Raw genomic sequence first — 24,561 nt, 5'->3', positions numbered from 1 at the left:
AAAATATATTCAAAATTATAAAAATCTTTTTTCATACAGATGCCAGGAAGCAATTCCTACACCGATGACTACCAGCATACAGATGATACTCATAAAATAAGGATTATAGTTGGCAAAAAGTCCCAGCGTGGCAAATACCCTGATAATAGGGAAGTGAAATATATAAATCCCGTAGGTGAAGTCTCCATATTTCCCAAAGTTATTCAGAAACTTAAACGAGTATGCGATATACAAAACAATGATGCTGATCATCATGGGGGAGAAGAGCTTTATATTGAGAATAAGGTCGATCCATACCGTAAGCATTGCGATGATAAAAAGAGTATTCTTATGTTTGATAAACTGATCAAAATTGAAATAAATAAACATTCCGCCAATGAAATAGCAGAGAGAGCCGGGGATCTGCCTTGAAAGGGATGCCTGCTCTGTCATTTCAAAATAATTGAGATAGATGAGCGAAAGGAAATACAAAATAATGAGACTGATGTTTCTGTACCTGTTATTCTTTCCGAAGAATAAAAAGATCAGCGGCACGGAAATGTAAAAGCACATTTCTATTTTTAGAGTCCATAATGCACCGTTGACAGCCTGGTTACCGAATACGCCGGGAAGCCAGGGAGCTTTAAAATTCATAAACAGAGAATTCCAGAACAGATATTTGTACACCTGCGTATTGCCAAAATACTCAGAAAAAGATAACGTGCTAACAAGGCTTAGCAGAATGGCACAGAGAAAGACCACCAGCAGGTAAGCAGGAACGATTCTGTTGATTCTTTTTTTAGCGTAGCTTTTCAGGCTTGAAGATCTTTCGTAGCTTCTTGCGATCAAAAAACCACTTACAATAAAAAAAGCAAAAACGGCGATTTCTACAGGACTGTACGTTAAAAAGGTAAGCTGCTCAGAAGCACTTAATGCTCCCAGGTGTCCTACAAAGACAATGAAAGCAAGGAGAACACGGATGAAGTCAAAATTATTTTTCGTTATATCCTGCATTTGCAATTTTCTTACAAAAATAGCTTTTTTAATAAAACAGAGAATCTTTACATGCTTCAATATTTGTTAAATAAAGGTGTTTTTACCCCTGTGTCTTTAAAAATTTATATAAATAAAGGTTGATGAAATTATTTTTCACAAAAAATAGTAATATAAATCAAAAAAATTATAATTTTAGCGCTTGAAAAATTGATCTATGAAGAAATTAGCATTACTATTTACAGGTTTATCATTATGTGTTGCTACCGGATGTAGTGATGACAATGATAACATCAGAGAAGCTCCTCTTGTTGGGGTATGGCAGCCGATAAAAGAAGTCGTTACTACGGTAGAGGTAGATGAAGTTCCGGTTTCGGATGTCATTACCTACACAGATTGCCAGAAAACCTCCAGATGGTGGTTCAGCACAGAAACTACCGGAAAAAGAATGGATGTAGGAGATTCTGCTACGCCTGGAGAATGTAATGTTCTTCCTGAAAAAATATACACCTATACGTATGATAAGAGCAGCAAGGATATTCAGATTAAATATCAGGGAACGGTAGAGCCATCAAGGGGTAAAGTGGTTACTTTGGATGATACCACCCTCAATCTGGCGATAAGAGAAGAAACCCAGGATCCCACTGTATTTAAAACAAGAACGTATACCTTTAAGAGAGTTAATCTTCAGAAATAATAAAGCGATACTTCAAAATATAAAACAGATCTCATCTTCGGGTGGGATTTTTTTATTGAGCAGCTCATGACAATTCATGATAAATTAAATTCCTATGTCTTTTAAAATCATTATTTTTGTGAGTCTTGTAAAAAAGGAAAAAAACAATTCAATATTTAAAGTCTAACATATAATCTATATATAAAGTGTTTTACGATCATCAGCAGATAGAAAAAAAGTGGCAGAAATACTGGGAGGAAAATCAAACATACAAAACTTCCAATAATACCGATAAACCAAAATTTTATGTACTCGATATGTTTCCGTACCCATCCGGAGCCGGACTTCACGTAGGTCACCCGCTTGGATACATTGCGTCAGATATTTATGCGAGATACAAAAGACATCAGGGGTTTAACGTTCTCCACCCGGTAGGATACGACAGTTTCGGACTGCCTGCTGAACAGTATGCCATCCAAACAGGACAGCACCCGGCTATCACTACAGAACAAAATATCAACAGATACGAAGAACAATTAAAAAAAATCGGATTTTCATTCGATTGGAGCAGAGAAGTAAGAACTTCTGATGCTTCATATTATAAGTGGACACAGTGGATTTTTATCCAGCTGTACCATTCATGGTATAATAAGAATACTGATAAGGCAGAACCTATCGAAACGCTTATCAGACATTTTGAAGAAAAGGGAACTGAAGGGCTCCATGCTAACCAAAGTGACGAGCTGACCTTTACAGCAGAAGAGTGGGCGAATGCTTCTGGTCTTGATAAAGAAGATATCTTACTGAATTACCGTCTTGCATACAGAGCAGAGACGACCGTAAACTGGTGTCCTGCATTAGGAACAGTATTGGCTAATGATGAAGTGAAAGATGGTAAATCTGAAAGAGGAGGTTTTCCCGTATTCCAGAAAAAGATGATGCAGTGGAGTATGAGAATCTCTGCCTACTCTGAAAGATTGCTACAGGGACTTACTGCATTAGACTGGCCGCAGCCCTTGAAAGATGCCCAGGAATACTGGATCGGGAAATCTCAGGGAGCGCAGGTTCAGTTCCAGATTGAACAGCATGATGAGACTGTGGAAGTTTTCACCACAAGACCTGACACCATCTTTGGGGCAACCTTTATTGTGCTGGCTCCGGAAAATCCATTAGTAGAAACGATCACTACACAAGCTCAGAAAGTAGAAGTAGATACCTATATTGAAGAAACTTCCAAAAAAACCGAAAGAGACCGGATGTCTGATGTGAAAAACGTGAGTGGCGCTTTCACAGGAAGCTATGCTATCAACCCTTTCAGTGGAGAAAAAATGCCGGTCTATATTTCAGACTACGTGCTGATGGGATACGGAACCGGAGCCGTAATGGCTGTTCCTGCTCACGATGAGCGCGATCACCGGTTTGCAAAGAAATTTAATCTTGAAATTAAAAAAGTAGTAGAAACCGAAGAAGACGTTCAAGAAAAATCTTTTGACTCTAAAGATTCGGTGTGTGTGAATTCTGATTTCTTAAACGGACTTCCCTATAATGATGCAAAATCACTGATCATTTCTGCGATCGAAAAAAAAGGAATCGGACATGGGACTACCAACTACAGACAGCGTGATGCGATTTTCTCAAGACAAAGATATTGGGGAGAACCTGTTCCTATCTATTATAAGGATGGAATGCCATACACGTTACCCACTTCTGCGTTGCCATTAGAACTTCCAGAAGTTGAAAAATATTTACCAACTGAAGACGGTGATCCACCATTAGGAAATGCAAAAACATTTGCGTGGGATGAGGTGAACCAGAAAGTAGTGGCCACAGATCTGATTGATGATAAAACAATTTTTCCTTTAGAATTATCTACGATGCCAGGGTGGGCAGGAAGCTCCTGGTACTTCCTTAGATATATGGATCCGCAAAACGATGAAGAATTCTCTGCCAAAGATCTTTCAGATTACTGGGGTCAGGTAGATCTTTACATCGGAGGCAGCGAGCATGCCACCGGACACTTATTGTATTCCCGTTTCTGGAATATGTTCCTTAAGGATAGAGGGTGGATCAATCATGACGAGCCTTTCCAAAAACTGATCAACCAGGGGATGATCTTGGGGATGAGCGCATTTGTATACCGAATTGATGGAACTCATAAATATGTATCTAAAAATTTAGCAAGCGAATACCAGACTCAGCAGATCCACGTAGATGTATCCTTATTAAAAGGGGCATCAGACGAATTGGACACCGATGCCTTCAAAGCATGGAGACCCGATTATGCTGATGCTGAATTTATTCTGGAGGACGGAAAATACATTACAGACCGTGAAGTGGAAAAAATGTCCAAGTCAAAATATAATGTAGTGAACCCTGATGATATCTGTGACGAATATGGTGCTGACGGGCTGAGACTGTATGAAATGTTCTTGGGACCATTGGAACAATCCAAGCCATGGAATACGCAGGGACTAAGCGGAGTATACGGTTTCCTTAAAAAATTCTGGAACTTATATTTCAACGGTGACGTCTTTGAAGTTTCAGATGAAGAACCTACCAAAGCGGAGTATAAAGTTTTGCACACTTTAATAAAAAAGGTGGTGTACGATATTGAAAACTTCTCATTCAATACCTCCGTATCCTCGTTTATGATCGCTGTGAATGAGCTTCAGAAAATAAAATGCAACAAACGCAATATTTTGGAGCCGTTAGCCGTTATCATCTCTCCATATGCTCCTCATATCTGTGAAGAACTGTGGAGCCTGCTGGGGCATACCACTTCTATCGAATTTGAAAAGTTTCCGGTCTTAAACGAAGATTATCTGATCGAGGACGAAATTGAATATCCGGTAAGTGTAAATGGTAAAATGAAGTTCAAAATTTCGCTTTCAGCGCAATTATCTGCCAAGGAAGTGGAAGATTTGGTGATTTCGAATGAGAAAATGCAACAGATTTTGGAAGGGAAAACCCCTAAAAAAATCATTGTTGTCCCTCACCGTATTGTGAATATCGTAATTTAAAAAAAAATTAACATTGGGAAATTAAAAAAAATGGGGGTCTTATTTTTTTGATTTTTTAACTGAAATGTTAAATTTGGGAAAAATAAATAAAATATTTTAAAATAATTATTATATCGAAATCGTATTAAAATTTCTTTATCAAAAAAAAGCAAAATGTTTAATTAAGACTCTTGCATTTTAATTAATTTTGCCTTTAATTTACACCCTGTAAAATTTTAAAACAATATAATTTAGTTAAATATGGAAATGAATGTTTCAAAAAATGATGAGCAAGTAGTTGCTAGAAAAGCAGGAGGTTTAAATCCAGCTGTTATTATTCCTATTCTATTTATTATAGGAGTATGTATTTATTTATTCGTTCTTGGGAGCCCAGGAAACTTTAAAGATGCAGATAAACTAGGAAGTGGTTCTGTAGCTTTTTCAAGTGTTGAAGGAAAAGACATTCACCCAGAATCGTTCTTAGGGATTATCTACAAAGGAGGGGTTATTGTACCGATCTTGATTACTTTCATGATTACGGTAATCGTTTTCTCTTTTGAAAGATATTTCGTTCTTGGTAAAGCTGCTGGAAAAGGAAACTTAGACAACTTCGTAGTACAAGTTAGAAGCTTACTTAACCAGAACAAAATTGACGAAGCTATCGAAGAGTGTGACAGACAACAAGGTTCTGTAGGTAACGTAGTGAAAGAAGGTTTGACTACTTACAAAGCTCTTGCTCACGATACAACTTTAAATAAAGAGCAGAAAATGGTAGCACTTAACAAAGCTATCGAAGAAGCGACAACTCTTGAGATGCCAATGCTTGAGAAAAACATGATGATCCTTTCTACTTTAGGTACTGTTGCAACATTAGTAGCACTACTTGGAACGGTAATCGGGATGATCAAGGCATTCTTTGCATTAGGTTCAGGAGGTGGTACTCCAGATGCTGCTGCTCTATCTACTGGTATCTCTGAAGCCTTGATCAACACGGCATTAGGTATTGGTACTTCAGCAATCGCTATTATCCTTTATAACTTCTTTACTTCTAAAATTGACGGATTAACATATAAGATCGACGAGATCTCTATGAGCATCCAACAGTCTTTCGCTGAATTCAACTAAGAATTAGCAAGAAATTTGCATTAGCAATTAAAAGAAGTTTAATTAAAAATATTTTATAATAATGGCGAGAGTCAAACCAAAAAGACATGGAGTAATTACGGACATGACTGCAATGTGTGACGTTGCGTTCCTACTCCTTACGTTCTTTATCTTGACCACTCAGTTTAAAAAGCCTGACGTGGAGCAGATCAAACCGCCATCTTCAATTTCGGAAAAATTACTTCCAGATGCTAGTTTAATGACTATCAACGCTACTCCGGACGGAAAATTCTATTTCCAACCTGTAGACAATGCATCAGAGAGAGTAGCCCTTTTAGATAAAATGGGACAAAGGTATGGTATTACTTTTGACAACAATCAAAAGGCTGCATTCCGGAAAATTCAGGCAATTGGTGTTCCGATGAACAAATTGAAAGGTTTCCTGGATATGTCTGAAGATGAGCAGAAAAATTATAAGAGTCCTACAGGGATTCCTATGGACAGTACAAATAAGCAATTAATTGACTGGGTAAAAGAAAGTTTGAGCGTAAATCCTGAATACAAATTAGCGATTAAAGGGGACGTTACTACTGAATATCCTAAAGTTAAAAGCCTGTTTGAAGGTTTAAGAGATATTGATTTTCTTAAATTTTGGTTGATTACATCACAAGAAGGTAAACCTAACGAATAATATCGATAGAAATGGCAGAAGTACAAGTACAGGAAAAAGGCGGCAAGGGCGGCAAAGTCCGTTCCAAGAAGCAGAGTACCAGAGTCGATATGACTCCGATGGTGGACTTGGGTTTTCTATTGATTACCTTCTTTATGTTCACAACCACATTCTCTAAACCGAATGTAATGGATTTGGGTCTTCCGGCAAAACCGAAAGATGAAACAAAAAAACCACCTCCAACAGAAATTAAACTTTCGAACTCAATCTCTATATTATTAGGAAAAGGTAACAGAGTGTTTTGGCACCAGCAGGATGCAACATCCTTGAATGACCAGACTCTTATGGAAACTACTCTGGATAGAGAAGGAATTAGAAAAGTAATTCAGCAGGCAAAATCAAGAGCTGCAGATCAAAGTAAATTTACTGTGATCATTAAGCCAACCGACGATGCTGTATATAAGAACTTTGTTGATATTCTTGACGAAATGGCAATTACCAAAAGTGAGCAATACGGGGTTACCGATTTGAAGCCTTGGGAGAAAGCTATTTATGATAAGAAAATCGGTGGTGCTGGTGCACCAGCTGCTACAAAGTAATTTAACCATAAAACTGTAAATCTATGGCAGATGAAAATGTATACGGTCCGAATCTTACTTTAGATGAGATCGTATTTGAAAATAGAAACAAGGAATATGGTGCCTATGATCTTAGACATCAGTATCCGAGACTTCTGACGAAATCTTTTATTATCGGAACCGCTTTATTCCTTTTGGCAGCATTGTCTCCGTTCATCTATCTTACAATTAAAAACCTTACCGCTCCTCCAAAGCAGGAAGTAAAGGCAGACCTTGTAGAGATTATTGAAGATGAGCCAATCATTGACCAGCCTAAAGAAGAAGAACCACCTCCACCACCTCCACCACCAAAAGAAGAGGAAAAAATTGAGGTGATTCAGAACGTAGTTCCTGAGCCTGTAAAAGCTCCGAAAATTGAAACTCCACCACCGCCGATTTCCAAGCAGTTGGAAACAACAACTGGTTTGAATAATCAGGAGGGGGTAAAAGCTCCGGCATATACACCACCACCGCCACCACCATCTACGGGTACGAAAGCTACCACTGTAGAGGTAAAAGCGAATAATCCCAACGAGATCTATAAAGATGTAGACCAATCTGCAGAATATCCTGGAGGTATGGGAGCATTGAGAAGATTCTTGGGAGATAATTTCGATACTTCTCTTATGGAAGGAGGTGAAGGTACTCTTAAAGCCAAGCTGAAATTCGTTGTGGAAAAAGACGGAACTGTTTCCGGGGTAACCATTGAAGAGAAATCTCCAAATGGCGACTTCAACAGTGAAGCGATTCGTGTAGTTAAGAAACTTAAAAAGTGGACTCCTGCCAAGAGAAATGGAGAAAGCGTAAGATCTTACTATAGCGTACCATTTACAATGAACTTTGAATAATTAGACTTATTTATTCAGAATATAAATAAAAAGAGAGGCTTATGCTTCTCTTTTTATTTTTTTTGGTATTTTTGTTACATGATGTTCAATTGGTTATCCCTCGTTACGGGATTGTTTTATATTGTTTTAGGAATTGTAGTGATTATCTACAAATTCTTCTTTACCATTCTGGAGCCTGCCGTTGCATATGCATTGGGAGGTCTGCTCATTATTTATGGGATCTTCAGAATTTACAGAGCAATCTCAAGAATCAAAAAATCGGGAAATGAAGAGTAGTTTTAAAATTGCAGCAGTTTTTATTCTGGGCATACTTGCCGGCTGCAAAAAAGAAGAGAAATCTCCCTCTTATCACAAAGGTGATCTTACCATTTTAACCGACGAATCTTTTCAAAGTGTTACAGAAGCTTTAGCAGATGGGTATATGATCAATTATCCGGAAACAAATATTAAAGTGGAGACAAAGAAAGAAGATTTAGGTTTTCTGGATCTGCTTCACGGCAATGCAAAAGTCGTAGTGATGTCCAGGAATCTTAATCCTGAGGAAATAAAAACATTTGAGGAGAGAACAGATCTGAAGTTCCTTCCTGCCAGATTTGCTGCTGATGCAGTCGTTTTTGTAGTGCCCAAGGACTCTCCTAAAGAAAGTATTTCAATGGATGAGATCAATGCCGGGCTTCTGTCTGATAAAAAAGAATTTATCTTTGACGGAACCAATTCCAGTAATCTCAACTTTGTTGCTGAAAAACTAAAAAAACAACCCAAAGAGCTTAAATTTTCCATCATCCCCGGGAATCAGAAAATCATTGAAGAGCTGGGTAAGTACCCTGACAAGATTGGAGTGATAGGGCTTAATACTTTTAGCCGTCCTTATGACAAAACTTCGGAAAAGCTTAGAGAAATGGTTAAAGTTCTTCCTGTAGTAGATAAAGGGAAATCCTACACTGCGGATTTTGAAGGTCTTCGGTCAATGGAATATCCTTTTACAAGAGTCCTGTATTTCCTCGCCAATGAGGGTAATTTTAATATTGCCAACGGGTTTATCAGGTTTTCCTGTACTCACTTAGGACAGAAAATTGTTCAAAAAGAAGGATTGCAGCCTTATAACATCTATAAGAGAGAGGTACAGATGCGTTAAAAAGTATTAAATTTCACATTGGACCCTTACAAAAAATAGTGTTTTGGTCTGAAAATTGTGTATAATATAACTCAATTATTAGAAATTATAAAATGAAAGATATAATGAATATGAATGTAAAGAAGATTGCTTTTGGAGCAGCCGTAGTATTTTTTACGGGTTTTGCCTCTGCACAGACATTGCAGGATGGTATTAACAGTATAGACAGTGATAAATTTGCTCAGGCAAAAACAAACTTCACTGCGATGATCGCCAAAGAGCCTACCGCTGAAAACTACTTCTATTTAGGAAATACTTTCTTAAAACAAGGAGAACCGGATTATGCCAAAGCGATTGAAAGCTTCAACAAAGGTCTGGCTGCAGACAGCAAAAGCTATCTTAACAAAATCGGCTTGGCTGCCGTTAAATTAGGAAAAGGAGATAAGAGTGCGATCGCTGAGATCCAGAAAGTAGTAACAGATTCCAGAGAAAAGGATGCTGAAGTACTTTTCAGAGCAGCAGAAGCATTAACAATATTTGAAAAAAACAGTTCTCCGGACCTTGCCATCCAGTTTCTGAATAAAGCTATTGAAAAAGCTCAGAAAAAAGGAGTTCCTGCTTACTATTATTACACCTTAGGTGATGCATACAGATTAAAGAGAATTCCGGGTGATGCTATGTCTGCTTATGATAAAGCTTTACCATTAGCTAAAAATAAAGCTTCTGTCTATACAAGAATGGGAACTTTATGGATGGCTGCTCAGTTGTGGAAAAATGCAAAAGAAAGCATTGATAAAGCGATTGCTGTAGATGCTACCTATGCACCTGCTTACAAAGCACTGGCAGGATATGATATCAGATATCAGCAAAATGCAAAAGCGACTCAGGACCTTATCAACTATACCAAGTATGCTGACGAAGATCCATATACTCAACTGGAAATTTCCAAGTTATATTTCACCAATGAAGATTACACAAACTCCAAGGCAGTTTTAGATAAAATTTTCGATAAAATTGAAGATCCTATCAAGTTTAAACTGAGAGCGTATCAGTCTTATGCTGATGGAAACTATGCCGATGCAAAGCAGAATATGGATACTTTCGTTTCTCAGGCAGAGAAAACGAGAATTCAGCCTGCTGACCAGGGACTTCAGGGACTAATTGCTGCAGGTCTGGCAAAAACGGAGACTGATGCTGCTAAGAAAACCGCTTTAATGACAGAATCTCAACAAAAAATTGCTATTGCCAAAGCTGCTAAGGATGAAACCATGAAGTGGGATCTAGAGCTTGCTAACATTGCAGGAGGCGGAGGCACTTCTCAGGCAGAAGTAGATAAAGGACCTACAAACCCGGCTATTGAAGCACTGAAAAAGCAGGTTGCTGCCAACAGTCAGGATTCTGATGCTCTATTCAAACTGGCAACTGCGTATCAGGAAGCTAAAAACTGGAATGGAGCGATCCTTACATGGCAGAAAATGTCCGTTCTTTTACCAGATTGGGCTCCGGCATATTATAGCCAAGGATACTCTTACCAGCAGGCAGGAAATAATGATGCTGCAAAAATTGCTTATGAGAAATTCATCAGCACTGTAAAGCCTGCGGATATGGAAGCTAACAAACAGACTCTGGCTTATGCTTATTTTGCAGTAGCATATATGAGCAAAGATGCTGATCTTGCCAAAGCTAAAGATTACGTTGCTAAATCTTTGCAGCTTGATCCTACTTACCAGGATGCTGTAAAATTAAATGCAGAGATCAACAAATAATTTAAAATTTAAATTAGCGATATTAAAACTTCCCATTCGTAATGTTTGGGAAGTTTTTATTTTAAACTTATCTTTGATTTTATGAAATCGCATTACCGAAATTTCTTATCAAAAATACCAATGATGATAGCGATTGCACATGACCTTATAAAAAATATGATATTCTGCATATGAAAACTGATATACTTGCTTTTGGAGCCCACCCGGATGACGTAGAGCTGGGATGTGGCGGAACCATTGCTAAAATGGTCTCAGAAGGAAAAAAATGTGTTGTGGTAGATCTTACAAGAGGAGAACTTGGAACAAGAGGTACCGATGAAACAAGAAAAGCTGAAGCGGCAGATGCTGCTGAAATCTTAGGACTTTCTGCAAGAGAAAATCTTGGGATGAAAGATGGCTTTCTAGTCAACTCTGAAGAATACCAATTAAGAATCGTAAAAATGATTCGCAAATACAGGCCGGAAATCGTCTTGGCGAATGCGATTGATGATAGACATCCGGATCATGCAAAAGGAGCGAAATTAGTGTCTGATGCGTGCTTTTTGTCCGGATTGAGGAAAATTGATACTGTATTGGAAGGAGAAACACAGGAAGTATGGAGACCCAAGCATGTTTTCCATTATATTCAGTGGAAAGATATCAAACCAGAGTTTGTCATCGACATTTCGGAATATCTGGATAAAAAACTTGCTGCCTGTATGGCATATAAGACCCAGTTTTATGATCCTGCGTCCAAGGAACCTGAGACACCAATCACCACAAAAGACTTTTATGAAAGTCTGACGTACCGTGCTCAGGATTTAGGGCGATTATCGGGAGTTGCTTATGCTGAGGGCTTTACGTCTGAAAAGTTAATTTCTTTGAAAAATTTTGACGGAATTGTTTGGTAGTTGAGAAAAATCTCCTATATTTGCACTCACAAAACGGTGATTGTAGCTCAGTTGGTTAGAGCGTCGGATTGTGGTTCCGAAGGTCGGGGGTTCGAGACCCCTCATTCACCCAAAGAAAGTACACTTTTTACAAGTGTACTTTTTTCTTTTACAGCTATTTAATCTGGAATAATTACCATTTTCTATATTTTTTTCACTGATTTTTTTCCCTGCGGCAATAAAACGGGATGGATATAGCAGGAATCAGGTGCAAAATTTGGGGGAGGATGAATTTTTTCTATCTATACTTTTCGTATTGAAATCGAAGTAATCTCCATTCATCCATGAATGTTATTTCAACGGAGTCAAAGAAAACGATACAAAAGTTCAAGACTGCAGCCATCTGCTGAAAAATTGATCTTAATTCCTAATATTTCCAAACTCGGTGTGCATCCCAAACATAGGGAAAGGTTGCTCCTTCCTTTGCAGATGATGATCCGGAATCTGCCGGAGTATTATCCAGGGTTTATCACTTGCGAAAGGCCAAGAAATACAGGATTCTGTGCAATGTCATAAGCTGGCTATATTGCATAAAAAAAGCATCTTTTTCAGATGCTTGTGTTTTTAGATATTCTTTTTTTAAACTTCGTCGTCAGAATCAATTGTAAACGATCTGCTCTTAAAGTCTTTGTCATGTTTTTCTGAAATTACATCCTCACCCTTTTCATTAATGATGAAATCTGTGGACTCATTAAACATCTCCTGAAAACTCTTAAAATCTTCCTTGTAAAGGTAAATTTTATGCTTCTCGAATGTAGCTTCCCCATTCTCTCCGAAATTCTTCTTACTCTCTGTGATCGTAAGATAATAATCTCCTGCTTTCGTCTCGCGCACATCAAAGAAATAAGTTCTTCTCCCTGCTTTTAACACCTTCGTGAAAATCTCATTTTCATGGCGTTCCTTGTATTCACTCATTGTTAGATATTTTTTAATCTTGTTAAGAACAAATATAAAAGAATTCTTTTAATCACAAAATTTTTTTTATGATTTATTTAACAATTGAGAACGAAACGGCTAAGCAGTTACAGAATTGGCAATTTCCGTGAGGTTGATTATTTTGTCTGCTTTTTGAGCGCTAGACTCTCTGTGTGTGATAATTATGGAGGTCGCGTTGCTGATTTTTTTGTCGATATTTTCCAGAATATTCTGCTCGGTTTCCGTATCCAGAGCAGATAGCGAATCATCAAAAATTATGATTTTAGGGTCCTTTATGAGGGCTCTGGCGATGCAAATTCTCTGTTTTTGTCCCCCCGAAAGCATTACCCCACGTTCACCAACAAGTGTTTTATATTGCTCTTTAAACTCCACAATATTCTTATCGACATCTGCAATTTTTGCATATTCTACCACCGTCTCATGAGACGGGTGATCAATTGCAAAACCTATATTATTTTCAATAGAATCAGAGAATAAATAGCTTTCCTGAGGAATATACCCGATGAAGTTGCGGTAGTTGTCCAGGTTATGTTCCTTAAGGTTGCGGCCATCGATTAGAATCTCACCTTCAGTGGGATCTATAAGCCTGCACAACAGTAAGGCAACCGTTGATTTTCCACTCCCCGTTTTGCCCATAATGGCTAAAGATTCTCCTGCCTTGATGGTGAAACTTAAGTTATCAAGTGCCTTAATTCCTGTATTAGGATAGGTATAAGACACATTTCTGAATTCAATATCACCCCGGATCGGATAAGTATCAAAATTGGTATTGACGATTTCCGATTTTTTGTCCATAAAATCATTGATCCTCTGCATGGAAGCTTCAGCTCTCTGGTTGATAGAAGTAACCCAGCCTACCATAGAAAACGGGAAAATCAGTGTGTTGATATACATAAAGAAATCTGCAATTTTACCGATGCTTAATTCTCCTGCAATGTATTTCCCTCCACCGATCCAGATAATGGCAACGTTCAGCAATCCGATCACAAATAAAATAATGGTGAAAAAATAAGCTTCCGTTTTGGCAAGATCCAATGCCTTGTTCTGATAATCTGTTACTTTAATACCATAATTTTTTTCAATGTACTTTTCTCTCGCAAAAAATTTCACCACCCGAATTCCGGAAAAGCTGTCCTGAACAAAAGTTGAAATGGCAGACTGGCTTTTCTGCATAATCTTCGACTTTTTGTTGATGATGGAACTTACTTTATATATAGCGTATGATAAAATAGGAAGTGGCAGCAATGTCCATAAGGTCATGGAAGCATCTGTCTTTACCATATAAATAGCTGTGATGATAACCAGGACAATGAGGTTGGCAACATACATAACTCCCGGGCCAAGATACATCCTTACAGCAACGACATCTTCACTGAGCCTGTTCATCAGATCTCCAATGGTCGTCTGCTTATAGTCTGTCAAAGAAAGATCCTGATAATGTCTGTAAATTTTATTTTTAAGTTCGTATTCTATTCTTCTGGACGCTACAATAATGGTTTGCCGCATCATGAACGTGAAAACTCCTGTCAGAAGCGAGCAGCCGACAATGATCCCAACATAGATCAAAACCTGCTGATTGAAACCCAGATTTCCACTTTTGGTAAGTTCATCCACAGATTTTCCTACAAACTGAACTTTATATATATTGAAAAAATTACTGGCAATGATAAAGAGTACTCCCCAAAACAAAAGTATTTTGTGTTTCCAAAAATGAGGGTTTAAGGTTTTTAGCGCTTTCATAAAGTTTGACAAAATTACGAAAATGTGATCACACTACGAATTTCATCAATTTTAAATTTTGTATCTTTGCACCCATAAAAAGCTCTTTGAATGTTAGGAAGACGACAAATCCGTGAAAAAGTAGTACAGACAGTGTATTCATACTATCAGAATCCTGTAAAGTTTGATGTTTTAGAGAAAAACATGTTTACCGGAATAGAGAAAATCTATTATCTCTATATCTATCAGCTTAATTTCTTAGTAGGACTTAAGGACCTTGCTGAACATCAGATTGAAATCGGGAAGAATAAGTTTCTTAAAACTGATGCAGATATTAATCCTAACCAAAAATTCATCAACAATCAGGTATTGATAAAGCTGGAAGAAAACCCGGAGAGATTATTTTTTACCGGCCAGCATAAGCAATTGAAATGGGATATGCATGATGATTTGCTGGTAAAGACTTTCCAAAGAATCACTGCGGGAAAACGTTATCAGGACTTTATGAAAGAAGAAGGCTATTCTTTCGAGGATGATCAGAAATTTATCGGAAAATTATTCTTAAGATATATTGCTGAGAACGAAGACTTCCACGATTATCTTGGAGATAAGGAATTGTCATGGTATGATGATATTCATATTGCCAATTCGATGGTACAGAAGACCATAGGCTTCCTGAGAGAAGATGAAGAAAGCAGAACTTTAATCAAAGTGATTAAAGATGAAGATGATAAAATTTTCGCAGGCAAATTGCTGAGAGATACCCTGAATAACTGGGAGATCAACGAAAAAAAGCTTGAAGAAAGATTGGAGAACTGGGATCTGGAGAGAGTTTCTCTAATGGATAAAGTAATCTTATCAACCGCGATCACTGAACTGGATAATTTTGCCCTGACCCCTTCAAGAGTTATTATTAATGAATATATTGAAATTGCAAAAGTATTTGCTACAGACCGTTCCAATATCTTTATTAATGGTATTTTAGATAAATATTGTAAAGATCAAAATAGAATATAAAATGAAATCAGAGATTCGTGAACACATTTTAGAAAATATGAAAAAAGTAAACAAAAAGACGTTATCAATTATCGCCTTATCGATCATAAGCTTTGGTTTAGTTTCATGTAAAAAAGAAAACAAAGAAATGCAGGGTACTGAAACTGTAATTACAGATTCTACTGCTGTTGAAGCTCCGGTAATGGCTGATTCTACTGCTGCACCGGTTGCAGGTGAAGCGGCTGCACCGGTTTCAAACCAGCCATCTACTTCTATCGCTTTATCTGAAAGCAACTTCGATTTTGGAAAAATCAAAAAAGGAGATAAAGTAGAGCACGTATATGAAGTGACTAATACAGGGAAAAACCCATTGGTTATTTCTGAAGTAAAGCCAGGATGCGGATGTACTGCTCCTGATTTTACAAAAGAACCAATTCTACCAGGTAAAAAAGGTAAAATCACATTGCATTTCGATTCTACAAACTTTGACGGGAACGTTCAGAAATTTGCAGACGTTTATGCAAACGTAGAAAAAGCTCCGATCAAATTAACGTTCACGGCGAACATTCAACCTTAATAATTACGATATGTTGACATTATTTTTACAGGGACAGCCACAAGGATCTTCATCGATGATGCTGATTATGATGGGGGTGATGTTTGTTGGGTTTTATTTTCTGATGATCAGACCCCAGATGAGAAAGCAGAAGCAGGAGAAAAATTTTCAGGAAGAACTGAAAGTTGGAACAAGGGTAGTGCTTACTTCTGGCCTTCATGGAAGAATTGCCCAGGTTCAGGATGATGGTTTCGTGATCGAAACCCTTTCCGGGAAATTAAAATTCGAAAAAGCGGCGATTTCAAGAGAAATGACTGAATCGCGTTTTGGAGCAAAAGCAGCTGATAAGGCCGCTGACAAAAAAGAAACAGCTACTGAAGAAAAGAAATAATTCAGTCTGAAAAATACTAAAGCTTCGGCGGGTGAACAAAGTTCACCCGCCGAAGCTTTTTATGTAGGGTTATATACAATTTTGCAAGGCATTTACAGAGGCAATCTCAGTTTTAAAAAAACAAATTATCTTTGTCCTTATGAATCAAAATACAGGTAAAACCGTTCTTATTTTAGGTGCCAACTCGGATGTTGCCAAACAATGCATCAGGCAATATGTACAAAATGGATTTTCTGTCATAGCTGCCTCCAGAAATACAAAGTCTCTGGAAGACTTTACCATTTTGAATAATCTGGCTGCACCACAGGTAACGATCATGTACTTTGATGCTGCGGATTTTGATTCTCATCCTCAATTTTATGCTGCACTTCCTGTAAAGCCTCATATCGTAATTTATGCTGCCGGATATCTGGTTGATAACCGGAAAGCCATGATGGATTTTAAGGGTGCCAGACAAATGATGGAAGTCAACTATATGGGTGGGGTGTCTATTCTCAACCTCGTGGCAACGGATCAAAGCAATAGTAATCTGGAAAGAATTGTCGGTCTTTCCTCACTATCCGGTGTTAGGGGAAGAAAGAGTAATTTTGTGTATGGAAGTACTAAAGCTGCATTTACGCAGTATCTTGCCGGACTGAGACAGGAGCTGGCTTCCCGGTCTGTTGTTGTTAATGCACTGGTGATCGGATATATCAGAACGAAGATCAATGAAGGGCTGGAGCTTAATGAATCCCTGATGATGGAACCGGAGTACGTTGCCGGATTCATTGTGAATGCCGGAAACTCTTTTACCATTGTTCCCAATTTCAAATGGAAGATTATTTATCATATTTTGAGGCTGTTGCCAGAAAGTTTAGCAGCCAAACTACCATAATGTTATATTCGTATCTAAACCACAGCGTTCAGGCAAATCCTTGTATTATTCCCATAGGGTGATACGTAAGAGACCGAATAAAAATCACAGTTCGGTACCTTTTTTGTTATTATTGGAGCAAAAATTATTTCTTTACGTAAGATCTAATTCTGAAATGATCATTGGGTAGGCTGAACTTTCCGTTCTGTACGTCATCTATTTTCATATAAAAACATTTACTTTACCCCGGAAGAGGTAAGGCATTATTTTTTTGACTATAGATTTATTTTTGATCAATTTCGATATAAAAAACACTTAAATAGTACTATAAAATGGACAATCTGGAATTGAACAACATTCAACAACACTGGGATACCTTAATTGCTTCAGCGATATCATGGGCTCCAAGAATTTTTACAGCAGTAGTTTCTGCGATATTGATCTATCTGATAGGATCATGGATCATAAGAATGATCAAGAAGCTGGTTGAAAAAGCATTCAGGAAACGAAATATGGAACCCTCTTTACAGCTGTTTCTTCTAAATATTATTAATTGGGGACTTAATATTCTTCTTTTTATTGTAGTGGTTACACAGCTCGGGGTACAGACATCTGCTTTTGTGGCGATGATTGGTGCTGCCGGTTTGGCTGTTGGTTTGGCACTACAGGGTTCACTGACAAATTTTGCAGGGGGAATCCTTATTCTATTGTTAAAACCTTTTAAGATTGGAGACTTTATCTCTACCAATAATGGAGTATCCGGAACGGTACAGGCTATTGATATCTTTCATACCAAACTTATTACACCTCAGAACCAGTTAATCGTTATTCCAAACGGGGTAGTTTCAAACAATAGTATTACCAACTTTACGCATCTGGGAACAAGAAGAACCTGGATAGATATAGGGGTTTCTTATGATGCTGACCTGAAGCAGGCAAAAGATATTCTCATGAATGTCATCAAAAGTAATGAATATGCCTTTACAGATCCTGCTCCCCAGGTCGTTGTGACAGAATTGGGAGACAGTGCGGTAAATTTATCCATTAGAGTAACAACTTCCAACGAAAATTTCTGGAAGATGAATGAGGAACTTATCATTAACTGTAAAGAAGCTCTTGATAAGGCAGGAATTGAAATCCCTTTTCCACAGAGAGATCTGCATGTGTATAACAAATAACAGAAGATACTAACGATAAAAAAGCCTGCATTATTTACTATTGCAGGCTTTTTATTTTAACGTTACCTCTAATTCCGGTAATCTTACCAGTGATTAGCTAATAACCTTTGAGGATAATCGATTATTCAAGGTTTTGCAATGCCTCCAATGCCTTCATCATATCAATGCCTTTTCCAAGGACTGGCTTAAACAAATCACCTTTATCTTTAATTCTTTCAAGAGCATTGTCTATGGTGAAATCCGTGGGTTTTAGTCCAGGTTTCAGTTCACTCCATTCCAGAGGCATGGATACGGAAGCTCCTTCTTTAGGCCGTATGCTGTAGGTACTTGCTAAGGTCTGCCCCGTTCTGTTCTGGAGATAATCAAGATAGATTTTCTTATCATCCCGTTTCTGCAGGCTTCTCTCCAGGGTTGTTATTTCAGGAAGTTTTTCATGCACCTGCTTCATCAGAATATGGGCAAAATCTTTTACCTGGTCAAAATCATACTTTCCACCCATTGGAATATACACGTGTATTCCTGTACTTCCGGAAGTTTTACAGTATCCTCTGATCTTAATAGTATTTAAAACCTCATGTACCTGAAGTGCTGTTTCTATGACGTTATCAAACGTATTTTTCTTTGAGGGGTCCAGATCCAGCACAAGATAATCCGGGTGTTCGAGATCTGGAAGAGAACTGTTCCACGGATTAAGGTCTATGCATCCGAGATTATTGAGATAGGCCAGGGTAGCCTTGTCATTACAGTAGATATAATCAATGTATTTGTCATTAGATTCAGAATATACCTGCGTGGTCTTTATCCAGTCCGGAATATGGTCGCCGGCATCCTTCTGGTAAAATCCCTGCTCCTCTATGCCATTGGGGAAACGATTAAGAGAAAGAGGCCGGTTTTTCAGATAGGGAAGGATATAAGAGGATACCGACTGATAATAATCTATTACATCTCCTTTGGTAATGCCATCTTTGGGGAAATAGACCTTGTCCCGGTTGGTGAGTTTCACAACATGTTTATTCAATGTGATTTCTTTTTCCTTATCAGAAGATGCGGTTTTTTTTGAAGATGCTTTAGCTTTCATAGTGTTGGGCTTTTGAGTGGGGTGTATATTGGATGTTGAATCTTTGACTTCTTCAGGCTCCTTATCTTCGCGGATTCCCATAAAAACGGGATGCCGGAAAATACCATCCTTGGTGATTTCAGAATATTTGATTTCACATACCATTTCTGGACGCACCCATGTGACGGGCATATTGGTTTTGGGAATGGTGTCAAAGGGTGCAGTTTTTACGATCAGCTTCTGGAGTCTTTCATAAACCTGTTTTAAAGTACTGCTGTTAAAGCCTGTTCCTGTATGTCCGCAATAGGTTAATGTTCCATCAATGTATTTCCCTAAAATAAGGGCGCCGAAACTTTCGCGGGAACCTCTGGGCTCTGTAAATCCACAGATAATGGCTTCATCCGTATTTGAAAATTTTATTTTGAGCCAGTCGGTGGTCCGGTGATTTTCTAAGTACTCGCTGTCTGCCCTTTTGGCGATCATTCCTTCGAGCTGCATTTTTTTCATTTGCTCAAAGAAGGCTATTCCCTTTTCCGGAATGTGATCGCAATACTTGATGACATCAGTCTCCATTAAGGCGTCCTTTAACAGCTCTTTTCTTTGAATGAGAGGCAGCTCTTCTGTAGAATGGCCATTGAGCCATAAGAGATCAAAAACCTGATACACCAGAGGGAGATTGGGATAGTCCCCGATTTGCTGTAAAAGCTGGAAACTAGGTTTTCCCTGATCATCGTAGGCTACGACTTCGCCATCAAGAATCATATTGTATTTTTGCCGCGCAAAATCCTGAGTGATGATATCGAATTTGGACAGGAAAGAAATTCCGTTGCGGGAATAGAATAGCGGTTCCTTATGGCTAAGGTCCGCAACCGCTCTGTAGCCGTCCCATTTTATTTCAAAAAGCCAGTCTTTATCATCAAAAGCTTTATCCGAGGATTTGGCAAGCATCGGTTTGATAAACGATTTCAGCTTTTTTTCATGGGTCAAAGAGTTAAAACTTCTGAATGGCTTTTCTGAAGTTATGACTTCTTTTTTTCTTTTATTTTTAGGCTTTTTTTTTCCTCTAGAAATTGGGTAACCAAGGATTTTGGTGACGTGTTGTCTTCAGCATCGTAAGGGCTCTCTGCATAATCATCTTTATGTTTTATCAGCAGCCATGCATTGTCTTCACTGTTTTTCATTTTGACGAGAGCAAATTCACCTTTTAGTTTTTTCCCATGTAAGATAAATTTTAAAGACCCCGCATGCAGTTCTTTCAACAGTTCTTTTTCATCAGAAACAGAAGTGCTTTCTTCCAGAGGCTCATATGTCCCGCTATCCCAGACTTCAACTTGTCCGGCACCGTAATTCCCTTCGGGAATATTTCCTTCGAAATCTTTGTAATCATAGGGGTGGTCTTCTACCATCATGGCAAGACGTTTGTCTTTGGGGTCCAGGGATGGACCTTTGGGAACAGCCCAGCTTTTTAGTACTCCCTCCATTTCCAATCGGAAATCATAGTGGAGCCTTGAAGCGGCATGCCTCTGGATGACAAAAATAAGTTTGTCCTTGCTCTTCTTTGTCTTTCCTTTAGGTTCGCTGGTTTCGTCGAACTTTCTTTTTTTATGATAATCTTTGAGCGCCATTATGATGCAGATTTAGATTTGGAAGTACTCAGACTGGCTTTTAGCTGTGCCATGAGATCAATAACTTTACCTTCTTTTGCAGGCTGTGCTTTAGCAGCTTTTATATTTTTGCCTTTTGCTTTCTGCTTGATGATCTTCATCAGTTCATCAGAGTACGTATCTTTATACATGGCAGGGTCAAAATCCTGCGACAGCTGCTCTATCAGGCTTACCGCCATTTTCAGCTCTGCCGGTTTCGGTGCTTTCTGCGCCGGGATTTTTAAATCTGCATATTTCCTGATTTCCTGATCAAACCTCAGGCGGTTCAGCACCAGAACTTCATCATTATAAGGTCGTATCATCCCGATAGCCTGGCTTTCACGGAGCACAAAAGTGCCCACTCCCACCATTTTAGTCTTTTCAAGTGCTTTGAGAAGAAGCCGGTATGCATTTTCCCCGTTTTTCTGAGGCTCCAGGTAATAGGGCGTTTCAAAATAGACGCTGTCCACTTCTTCCTCTTTTACAAACTGGTCGATAGAAAGTATTTTTGTCTTTTCGGGGCTTGCAGCTTCGTAATCTTCTTCATCAAGGACGATATACTTGTCCTCCATGAGATATCCTTTGACGATATTTTCCCATTTTACTTCTTTTCCGGTGTTTTCATTTACTCTTTTGAAACGGATGTTTGAAAAATCTGACTTATCGAGCATATCGAGGTCCAGTTTTGTGGTTTCCGTAGCGGAATAAATTTTAACGGGAATGTTTACTAAACCGAAGCCAATGGCGCCGTTCCATATTGCTTTCATTGTCTTACGTTTTTAAAAATCAAGCAATTAATATGCCGTGCACAGGTTTTGTGGTACCTTTAACAGGCTTTTTTGTCAAATGACAATTGTTTTTACAGACTGCTTTTATACCTTTATATTTCCGATTTCCGGGTAAAAAAATTATGGAAGAGCTTTTTAATTACATCAAAAAATTCGGATTACTGAACCAGCAGGATGAGCTTCTTATTAAAGGAGGAATTCAGGAGATTTCTATACGTAAAGGGGAGATCTTTGTAGAAGCAGGAAAAGTAAGTCAAAAGATCGCTTTTGTAAAAACTGGAGTATTCCGTTCTCTCTATTACAACAAGGAAGGTGATGATTTTACCCGTTACTTTATCTATGAAGGAAGGTTCATCGGAGATTTTCAGGGATTTACAGATCAGCTGCCTGCCCATGAATATATAGAAGCGATTACGGATGCCGTGCTGCTCGTTATTGATCTTGATCATTTTAAAGTTCTGGAAGAAAAAATTGCCATCTGGCCGGTTTTATTTGCCAGGATCCATGGTTTTGTAGCAGAAAACAAACTGAAGGTCGCAAGCATTATGCTTAACCAGGATGCCAGATCCAGGTATATTCATTTTCTAAACCATTATCCGGGACTTGCCAACAGGGTACCGCAGTCTATGCTGGCTTCTTACCTTGGGGTGACACCATCTTCGCTGAGCCGCATCAGAAGGAATATCAATGATTAATACCACGCAGATCAATTGTATGGTTTAATAAGGGCGGCTTTAGCCCAATTGATGATGGGATCATATCCACTCAAATACGTTTTTGCCAAATGGCAATGGCCTCTTTTTCAAACTGCCATAGCTTTGTCCCATAAAAATTATTATATGGACATTGTATTAGGACTTCAGTGGGGGGATGAAGGAAAAGGAAAGTTTATTGATCTTATCAGTGAAAATTATGACATTGCAGCCCGTTTCAATGGCGGTGCCAATGCTGGACACAGCATCAAGAGAAACGACAAAAGGATCACGCTTAAAATGATTCCTTCCGGAATATTTATGAAGAGCGTTCAGAACGTAATAGGTACAGGCACCGTTCTTGACCCGGTAAGCTTCAAAAAAGAAGTATCGAATCTTAAGCTGTTTGATGAAACTATTCAACCTGAAAAAAATCTGATTATTTCTAAAAAGGCTCATTTTGTATTGCCTACCCACAAACTTCTTGATATCTACATGGAGGAAAATGAGGCTTATACAACTATAGGGACTACAAAAAACGGCATTGCACAGGCGTATTCCAATAAGAATTTAAGGCAGAATGTGAGAATTGGGGATATGAATTTTCCGGATTTTAAAGCTAGGGTAGACAGTATTTTAGCCCGTGAATATGCATTTCTTACCGACGGCGGGATGGAATTACCTTCCCTTGAATCTATCAGTGATGAGTTTTATGATGCCGTGGAGTTTTTAAAACAGTTTAACTGTACGGAAACTGAAATATTCCTGAATAAGGCTGTATCTGAAGGGAAAACAATATTGGCTGAAGGTTCCCAGGCAGCGATGCTGGATATAGATCATGGTACATATCCTTATGTAACTTCTTCTTCTACGACAGCATCCGGAGCCTGCAGCGGTCTCGGAATTTCGCCGAAAAAAGTAGGTGAGATCTTTGGAATTGCAAAAGCCTATTGTACAAGGGTAGGAAACGGAGCATTCCCGACGGAACTTTTTGATGAATTGGGTGATGAGCTAAGAATCAAAGGAAATGAATTTGGATCCAATACAGGGCGTCCGAGAAGAATTGGTTGGCTGGATTTGCCAGCTTTAAGATATGCTGTAATGATTAATGGCGTCACTCAATTGGTTTTAACAAAAGCGGATGTGCTAAGCGGTCTTGGATCAGTCGCTGTTTGTACCCATTATCAAATGGACAACGGAGCTGTTGAAAGTACTGCTGCAACCCTTCCGGAAAACGCAGTGCCTGTACTCAAATGGCTGGATGGCTGGAATGCTGATTTTTCTGCCATTAAAGATCCTTCAGCATTACCCAAAGAATTGATTGACTTTCTAACCTTCCTGGAATCCGAATTGGGGATTCCTGTAGGTTACCTTTCAATAGGGCCGGGAAGAGAAGAAATCCTGAAGATGAAATAAGCTTCTGGTCACAGTGAACTAAAAGTAAAAGCGAGGCAATAGTCTCGCTTTTTATGTGTAATTATGCTTTCGTGTTTAAAGCTCCTGTACTCTTGACCTGGTATTGAGGTAAGTAACTGTTTTATTATAGGTGCTGTCATCAATATTGATCTTATCTAAAATAATATGAAAGGAAGGCATTGCTGTGATATAAACATACCGGTTGTCAAGAATTGAATAGGTGATGGTGTTCCAGGGAAAAGTAAGCTCACTCTTATAATCCTTAAATTTAAAATACTCGGGTGTAAATTCCCATATCACATCCTTTGTGTTGATATGAAGCTTTTCAACTTCCTTGTTTAGTGATTCGTTGAATGTCTTTTTATGTTTTTGATAAACAGAAATATAATTGATATAGCTGAACACATAAAATAAACCGAAGCCCAGAAAAAGAAGTCCTAGATATTGCCTGTAAAAAAGCATTCCTACAGCCAATAGAATGAAAATTATTCCCCAAATGAGGTTTTTGTTGTTTTTGTTAAGATTTTTTTTCCACATTCTCGCAAATTCATATTGGTGAATTTGTCTAAGAAGTTTTTCAGAATTAGGAGTGGTATAAGTAAGTATTTCTTCATTCATGGTTAGGTTAAAGTTTTTTAGTT

Annotated in this window: 24 protein-coding genes and 1 tRNA gene; 18 read left to right on the top strand and 7 right to left on the bottom strand. The window is 38.3% G+C overall.

Annotation, left to right across the window (positions count from 1 at the left end; translation table 11 throughout):
- Nucleotides 1-15: 15 nt before the first annotated feature.
- Nucleotides 16-993, bottom strand: coding sequence for an acyltransferase family protein (locus DRF67_RS12540; RefSeq protein WP_115928633.1), 978 nt, complete (start codon nucleotides 991-993; stop codon nucleotides 16-18).
- A 196-nt stretch (nucleotides 994-1,189) separates the two neighbouring features.
- On the opposite strand from DRF67_RS12540, the gene DRF67_RS12535 reads away from it, so the two are divergent.
- The 11 genes from DRF67_RS12535 to DRF67_RS12485 all read left to right on the top strand — a co-directional run bounded on the left by DRF67_RS12535 (nucleotide 1,190) and on the right by DRF67_RS12485 (nucleotide 11,767).
- On the top strand, nucleotides 1,190-1,669 hold the full coding sequence (locus tag DRF67_RS12535) for a lipocalin-like domain-containing protein (RefSeq protein ID WP_115928632.1): 480 nt from the start codon (nucleotides 1,190-1,192) through the stop codon (nucleotides 1,667-1,669).
- Nucleotides 1,670-1,854: 185 nt separating this feature from the next.
- Nucleotides 1,855-4,668, top strand: a complete 2,814-nt coding sequence (gene leuS, locus DRF67_RS12530; RefSeq protein ID WP_115928631.1) for a leucine--tRNA ligase — start codon at nucleotides 1,855-1,857, stop codon at nucleotides 4,666-4,668.
- 240 nt (nucleotides 4,669-4,908) lie between these two features.
- Nucleotides 4,909-5,772, top strand: coding sequence for a MotA/TolQ/ExbB proton channel family protein (locus DRF67_RS12525; RefSeq protein WP_115928630.1), 864 nt, complete (start codon nucleotides 4,909-4,911; stop codon nucleotides 5,770-5,772).
- Nucleotides 5,773-5,833: 61 nt separating this feature from the next.
- Nucleotides 5,834-6,442, top strand: coding sequence for an ExbD/TolR family protein (locus tag DRF67_RS12520; protein ID WP_115928629.1), 609 nt, complete (start codon nucleotides 5,834-5,836; stop codon nucleotides 6,440-6,442).
- A gap of 11 nt (nucleotides 6,443-6,453) precedes the next feature.
- Entirely contained in the window at nucleotides 6,454-7,020 is a 567-nt protein-coding gene (locus tag DRF67_RS12515) for a biopolymer transporter ExbD (protein ID WP_115928628.1), read from the top strand.
- A gap of 23 nt (nucleotides 7,021-7,043) precedes the next feature.
- Entirely contained in the window at nucleotides 7,044-7,886 is an 843-nt protein-coding gene (locus tag DRF67_RS12510) for an energy transducer TonB (protein ID WP_115928627.1), read from the top strand.
- Between the two features lie 78 nt (nucleotides 7,887-7,964).
- Nucleotides 7,965-8,162 carry a DUF308 domain-containing protein gene (locus tag DRF67_RS12505; protein WP_185142108.1) on the top strand — a complete coding sequence of 66 codons (198 nt, stop codon included), beginning with the start codon at nucleotides 7,965-7,967 and terminating at the stop codon, nucleotides 8,160-8,162.
- Nucleotides 8,152-9,021 carry a PstS family phosphate ABC transporter substrate-binding protein gene (locus tag DRF67_RS12500; RefSeq protein WP_115928625.1) on the top strand — a complete coding sequence of 290 codons (870 nt, stop codon included), beginning with the start codon at nucleotides 8,152-8,154 and terminating at the stop codon, nucleotides 9,019-9,021. The genes DRF67_RS12505 and DRF67_RS12500 overlap by 11 nt, the downstream gene beginning before the upstream one ends.
- Nucleotides 9,022-9,113: 92 nt before the next feature.
- Complete coding sequence (locus DRF67_RS12495; RefSeq protein ID WP_115928624.1) at nucleotides 9,114-10,766, top strand: tetratricopeptide repeat protein; 1,653 nt, start codon at nucleotides 9,114-9,116, stop codon at nucleotides 10,764-10,766.
- Between the two features lie 170 nt (nucleotides 10,767-10,936).
- A complete protein-coding gene (bshB1, locus tag DRF67_RS12490) occupies nucleotides 10,937-11,656 on the top strand; it encodes a bacillithiol biosynthesis deacetylase BshB1 (RefSeq protein WP_115928623.1) in 720 nt (239 codons plus the stop codon).
- Between the two features lie 35 nt (nucleotides 11,657-11,691).
- Nucleotides 11,692-11,767, top strand: a tRNA-His gene (locus DRF67_RS12485).
- Nucleotides 11,768-12,274: 507 nt separating this feature from the next.
- On the opposite strand, the gene DRF67_RS12480 is transcribed toward DRF67_RS12485, so the two are convergent.
- Both DRF67_RS12480 and DRF67_RS12475 read right to left on the bottom strand, forming a co-directional pair.
- Nucleotides 12,275-12,610 (bottom strand): DUF3276 family protein, encoded by a 336-nt coding sequence (locus tag DRF67_RS12480; RefSeq protein ID WP_027375472.1) that lies wholly within the window; start codon nucleotides 12,608-12,610, stop codon nucleotides 12,275-12,277.
- 99 nt (nucleotides 12,611-12,709) lie between these two features.
- Complete coding sequence (locus tag DRF67_RS12475; protein ID WP_115928622.1) at nucleotides 12,710-14,371, bottom strand: ABC transporter ATP-binding protein; 1,662 nt, start codon at nucleotides 14,369-14,371, stop codon at nucleotides 12,710-12,712.
- A gap of 90 nt (nucleotides 14,372-14,461) precedes the next feature.
- Here DRF67_RS12475 and DRF67_RS12470 point away from each other — a divergent pair, with 90 nt between their 5' ends.
- The 5 genes from DRF67_RS12470 to DRF67_RS12450 all read left to right on the top strand — a co-directional run bounded on the left by DRF67_RS12470 (nucleotide 14,462) and on the right by DRF67_RS12450 (nucleotide 18,324).
- Nucleotides 14,462-15,367 carry a transcription antitermination protein NusB gene (locus DRF67_RS12470; protein ID WP_115928621.1) on the top strand — a complete coding sequence of 302 codons (906 nt, stop codon included), beginning with the start codon at nucleotides 14,462-14,464 and terminating at the stop codon, nucleotides 15,365-15,367.
- Between the two features lies 1 nt (nucleotide 15,368).
- Nucleotides 15,369-15,923, top strand: a complete 555-nt coding sequence (locus DRF67_RS12465) for a DUF1573 domain-containing protein (protein ID WP_394337871.1) — start codon at nucleotides 15,369-15,371, stop codon at nucleotides 15,921-15,923.
- Between the two features lie 10 nt (nucleotides 15,924-15,933).
- Nucleotides 15,934-16,293, top strand: coding sequence for a preprotein translocase subunit YajC (gene yajC, locus DRF67_RS12460; protein WP_115928620.1), 360 nt, complete (start codon nucleotides 15,934-15,936; stop codon nucleotides 16,291-16,293).
- Between the two features lie 139 nt (nucleotides 16,294-16,432).
- Nucleotides 16,433-17,167: an SDR family NAD(P)-dependent oxidoreductase gene (locus tag DRF67_RS12455; protein WP_115928619.1), complete on the top strand. Its 735-nt coding sequence runs from the start codon at nucleotides 16,433-16,435 to the stop codon at nucleotides 17,165-17,167.
- A 311-nt stretch (nucleotides 17,168-17,478) separates the two neighbouring features.
- Nucleotides 17,479-18,324: a mechanosensitive ion channel family protein gene (locus tag DRF67_RS12450; protein ID WP_115928618.1), complete on the top strand. Its 846-nt coding sequence runs from the start codon at nucleotides 17,479-17,481 to the stop codon at nucleotides 18,322-18,324.
- A gap of 121 nt (nucleotides 18,325-18,445) precedes the next feature.
- Here DRF67_RS12450 and ligD read toward each other — a convergent pair whose 3' ends face one another.
- The 3 genes from ligD to ku are packed head-to-tail and all read right to left on the bottom strand — an operon-like array spanning nucleotide 18,446 to nucleotide 21,791.
- On the bottom strand, nucleotides 18,446-20,368 hold the full coding sequence (gene ligD / locus DRF67_RS12445; RefSeq protein WP_228435804.1) for a DNA ligase D: 1,923 nt from the start codon (nucleotides 20,366-20,368) through the stop codon (nucleotides 18,446-18,448).
- Between the two features lie 32 nt (nucleotides 20,369-20,400).
- Nucleotides 20,401-21,006: a DNA polymerase ligase N-terminal domain-containing protein gene (locus DRF67_RS12440; protein WP_115928617.1), complete on the bottom strand. Its 606-nt coding sequence runs from the start codon at nucleotides 21,004-21,006 to the stop codon at nucleotides 20,401-20,403.
- Complete coding sequence (gene ku, locus DRF67_RS12435; RefSeq protein ID WP_115928616.1) at nucleotides 21,006-21,791, bottom strand: non-homologous end joining protein Ku; 786 nt, start codon at nucleotides 21,789-21,791, stop codon at nucleotides 21,006-21,008. The genes DRF67_RS12440 and ku overlap by 1 nt, the downstream gene beginning before the upstream one ends.
- Nucleotides 21,792-21,934: 143 nt before the next feature.
- Here ku and DRF67_RS12430 point away from each other — a divergent pair, with 143 nt between their 5' ends.
- Together DRF67_RS12430 and DRF67_RS12425 are read left to right on the top strand one after the other, a co-directional pair.
- A complete protein-coding gene (locus DRF67_RS12430; RefSeq protein ID WP_115928700.1) occupies nucleotides 21,935-22,507 on the top strand; it encodes a Crp/Fnr family transcriptional regulator in 573 nt (190 codons plus the stop codon).
- A gap of 144 nt (nucleotides 22,508-22,651) precedes the next feature.
- Entirely contained in the window at nucleotides 22,652-23,920 is a 1,269-nt protein-coding gene (locus DRF67_RS12425; protein ID WP_115928699.1) for an adenylosuccinate synthase, read from the top strand.
- A 75-nt stretch (nucleotides 23,921-23,995) separates the two neighbouring features.
- Here DRF67_RS12425 and DRF67_RS12420 read toward each other — a convergent pair whose 3' ends face one another.
- Nucleotides 23,996-24,538 carry a hypothetical protein gene (locus DRF67_RS12420; RefSeq protein ID WP_115928615.1) on the bottom strand — a complete coding sequence of 181 codons (543 nt, stop codon included), beginning with the start codon at nucleotides 24,536-24,538 and terminating at the stop codon, nucleotides 23,996-23,998.
- Between the last annotated feature and the right edge of the window lie 23 nt (nucleotides 24,539-24,561).

Origin of the sequence: Chryseobacterium pennipullorum (genome assembly GCF_003384725.1) — a bacterium.
GTDB classification, from domain to species: domain Bacteria; phylum Bacteroidota; class Bacteroidia; order Flavobacteriales; family Weeksellaceae; genus Chryseobacterium; species Chryseobacterium pennipullorum.
The sequence above is the reverse complement of the archived record's forward strand: the minus strand, read 5'-3'. Positions and strand labels throughout refer to the sequence as shown.